Source organism: Methanospirillum sp. (assembly GCF_035406105.1).
Lineage (GTDB): Archaea > Halobacteriota > Methanomicrobia > Methanomicrobiales > Methanospirillaceae > Methanospirillum.
Genome location: NZ_DAONKG010000226.1, coordinates 1 through 3,709 on the forward strand (window position 1 = coordinate 1; position 3,709 = coordinate 3,709).

A 3,709-nucleotide genomic window follows, 5' to 3' on the forward strand; every position below is an offset into this window, starting at 1 on the left:
TCAATTAATCGTTTGGTTACTGATAAACCAAGCCCGGTCCCTTTGGGTTTTGTTGTATACAGGGGATCAAATATTTTCGGAACAGATTCAGGAGGAATGCCTCCCCCGGTATCAGACACGATGATACTAAAACCCTCTTTGTCTTTTTGGGATTTCAATGTAAGTATTCCACCTTTTTCCATAGCTTGCAGAGCGTTCATTATTACGTTTTCCATAACGCGGGTTAGTAATGCCGGATCTACTGATACAGTGATATCAGGATCACATTCTTTGATAACGGTGATTGATGAAGGGGGTGATATCGTTAGGAGCAGTTCATGAAAGAATGCTGCAAGATTTATTCTGCTTTTTTCAGGATTTACTTGACGTGCATAATCCTGAAGATCTGATACAATTTTATTCAGATAGAGAATTTCATCTCTGATTCGGCTAAAGATCTCCATTATTCCGTATTTTGAGAATATTTGCAATTCCTGCACTGTCATCTTCTGCATCTTCATCTCAAGAAGATACTGCATATTGGTAATAACCTGAAGAGGGTTCCTCATATCATGACCTATCATGGTTGCAAGCTCACCAATCACCGCAAATCGCTGGGCTACCTGAAGTTGCCTGGTCCGTTCCTCAACCAATTGTTCAAGACGCCGTGTGTATAACTCTAACTGGTTCCTGGTCCGGAATAACTCAACTGCCTGGGCAATTTTTTGGGCCTGATCGTTATAAATGATGCTGATATCATGTTCAAAATCCTGATAAGCAGATGGATCTTGTGCATATTTTTCAAGAATCTCCCGATCCCGATCCGTAATAGTAAAGAGGAGAAATGGCTTTTGTGGATTGAGATCCTGAAGTTTTGTATGCAAGGTGATAGCATCCATATCATCCAGATCATAATCAGACAGAATGAGGTCATAAGAGTGCGAATGAAAAATACGGATGGCCTCATCCCCTGAATAACAGACGGTGACTTCAAGAAGGCCTGGGCGTTCAAGATATGTTTTCGAAAGAGACGCCAGTTTTTGAGAACTTATTACCAGAAGTACTGTGAACTTTTCCCGTGAGGGAACAGGAGGAGGGAAATTTAATTCAGGAACCATCTTCTTCTCCCGGTTGGTGATACGAATTGTTAGATAGATAGGCGTCCATAATGTTTCTCGGTATGGGTATTCCGGCACACGTGCATCATAGGCATGGAATGCATGCAGAAAAGTATCTTCACTCCCTCAATCCATGGGGAGTACTCACTTTATTATATCTTCTGGTATTCATTGAATCATGTGCGGGTGAAAGCTCTGACCTTTGTTTGCCGCATAATAATACCCTATGGCATGGTGCCTTTCCCCCGGTTCCTCATCATATCAATGAAATGGAGATTACCCATGAGAGTATTAATTCATACATTAATAATTCAGGAAAATCTCTGGCAATTATTGCTTTTTCACATGAATGGAGTGTAAATAGAAGTTTTCCCTTAGAACAAGTCATGGCTATCCACGAGAGTGGTGCAATTCCATACATCAGACTTATGCTTCGGTCTGATAACCGCCAATACCGGCCCGAACCAGTATTTACCCTGGAACACATAAAATCAGGAGCATTCGATCCAGATCTCAGGAATTTTGCAAAAGAGGCCAAAAAGCTGGATTTTCCGATCCTCATTGAATATGGAACAGAGGTGAATGGATGGTGGTTCTCATGGAACGGGTACTGGACTGGAAAAGAACATGGTGCGGTATTATTCCAATCGGTATACCGTCATATTATTTCACTGATGCGTAAAGAAGGTGCAGATAACCTGTACTGGGTATTCCATATAAACTGGCATTCAAATCCGGAAGATGGATGGAATATCCCGCAAGCATACTATCCAGGAAATGAATTTATCGATATGATTGGAATTTCTGCTTACGGTGCCCTTTCACCAAACGACAAAAATATTACTTCATTTACAGATATGATGGACGAAGGATTCCGGCATGCACAGAATATTTCACCAGAAAAACCTGTGATCGTGTCAGAAATGGGTACAGATCTGAATAACCCCTATATTTCGGCGAAAAACTGGACCTATGATGCGTTTTCAGTGTTAATTGATGAACAGAGATGGCCCAATATTGTCGGGTTTGTATGGTGGAATGCCGGATGGCCGAATGATACAAATAGAAGTAATAATACAACGATGCGGATTGAGGACAACGCTGAAATACGCGATATAATTCGAAATTTCCTTGCATCAGATGCTATTCTTGGTACATATTGCCCGTAGGTACCGGAGAATGGCCAGATAACCGTTAAAACAACGTTCTGAACAATAGCAGCGAGGATGATTTCCCGAGGACTCGCGTACCTCAGTACCGTCACCCATGTAAGGAGTGTTTAAGCGTAAAGAAAACCTGATAGTGATTTAAAATAAATAATAGGAAAGGAAGTATCTTTCATGGGGTCAATTACAATAAAAGCGACTTTTGATGGGACGTCATTTAAAATTGTTGAGCCAGTCGACCTTGAACCTAATAAAGAATATCTACTAACAATTGATAAAGACTCTACTTTAAAAAGAGAACATGCAATAGAGTTCCTCATAAGGAATGCTGGAGCAATTCATGGTCCCTCAGATTTTTCCGATGAGCATGATCATTATCTGTATGGAACACCTAAAAGGGGTAACCATCACCAATGAAATCTGTCTTCATTGATACTTCTTTTGTCATAGCAATGTTCACACCTGAAGATAAGCATCATAAGCAGGCTGTTGACATTGCACGTGATCTGTTTGATTATCAGAAAATTTTAATAACCGATGCAGTGCTCTATGAGATTGGAAATGCTTTCACAAAACTGAACAAAAAGATAGTAGCTGAGTTTATTCAGGATTGCAATAATACGGATCAGATTGATATTATAAAAACAGATAATCTTCTCTTTTCAAGGGCTTTGGAAAGGTATGCAACCTATCATGATAAACACTGGAGTCTGACAGATTGTATTTCCTTTGAAGTAATGAAAGAATATGGGATAAATATTGCTTATTCTTCTGATCACCATTTTGAACAGGCTGGATTTCAATACACGCTTCGATGAAGAAATGGGTTAATTTTTTCAGGGAATAGGATTGATTGAACAATTCCTTCCAGTTGCTCTCCTCATCAATTCCACACCCCACGCATGAACTGGGGTTGAAAACACCGTCTTTTCTTATAAGTGAGGATAATTAAAAACTCACCTTTAGTGATCGTAAGAATATAATGTATTTATAAATCCCAATTTGTTGAAAGGGGGTTTTAGCTATCCTCACGTATCTTGCAACGACCTTTTCTTATATAGTATCAATGTTTTTAGACAGGTAGAAAGTTCCTTTCTTATATCTGGCCGGCGGGGGATTTCATTTTCAAAAAGCTGGACAGGAGTGTAAATCCCTAACGATTTATTATCTTCTAAAATGTAAGTACTATTACTCTCCTCATCCTCTTATTCATCAAATTCTCATCAAGAATAATTCACGTAATCAGATTTGATCCGAAGAAGCATTGCTGCATACAGAAGAGTTCTCACCGCCAGGCGGAGATCAAGCATTAACCGCTATGACTGAAATTAATAATAAACAGGATCGAATCAGTAATTCAGAATAATACGAGCAGAATAGTTATCCTTGAACAATAGCAGCGAGGATGATTTCCCGAGGACTCGCGTACCTCAGTACCGTCACCCA

The 3,709-nt window shown here is 39.7% G+C and carries 4 protein-coding genes; 3 read left to right on the forward strand and 1 reads right to left on the reverse strand.

The features are described 5' to 3' along the window. A partial coding sequence (locus PLA23_RS11445) for an ATP-binding protein (protein ID WP_324475268.1) occupies positions 1 to 1,097 on the reverse strand: 1,097 nt, incomplete at its 3' end. Positions 1,098 to 1,483: 386 nt separating this feature from the next. On the opposite strand from PLA23_RS11445, the gene PLA23_RS11450 reads away from it, so the two are divergent. From PLA23_RS11450 to PLA23_RS11460, 3 genes are all read left to right on the forward strand, one after another. After that, on the forward strand, positions 1,484 to 2,266 hold the full coding sequence (locus tag PLA23_RS11450) for a glycoside hydrolase family 26 protein (RefSeq protein ID WP_324328939.1): 783 nt from the start codon (positions 1,484 to 1,486) through the stop codon (positions 2,264 to 2,266). A 171-nt stretch (positions 2,267 to 2,437) separates the two neighbouring features. After that, a complete protein-coding gene (locus tag PLA23_RS11455; RefSeq protein ID WP_324328941.1) occupies positions 2,438 to 2,680 on the forward strand; it encodes a hypothetical protein in 243 nt (80 codons plus the stop codon). Beyond that, a complete protein-coding gene (locus PLA23_RS11460) occupies positions 2,677 to 3,081 on the forward strand; it encodes a type II toxin-antitoxin system VapC family toxin (RefSeq protein WP_324328943.1) in 405 nt (134 codons plus the stop codon). Before PLA23_RS11455 ends, PLA23_RS11460 begins: the two co-directional genes overlap by 4 nt. The last annotated feature ends 628 nt before the right edge of the window (positions 3,082 to 3,709 follow it).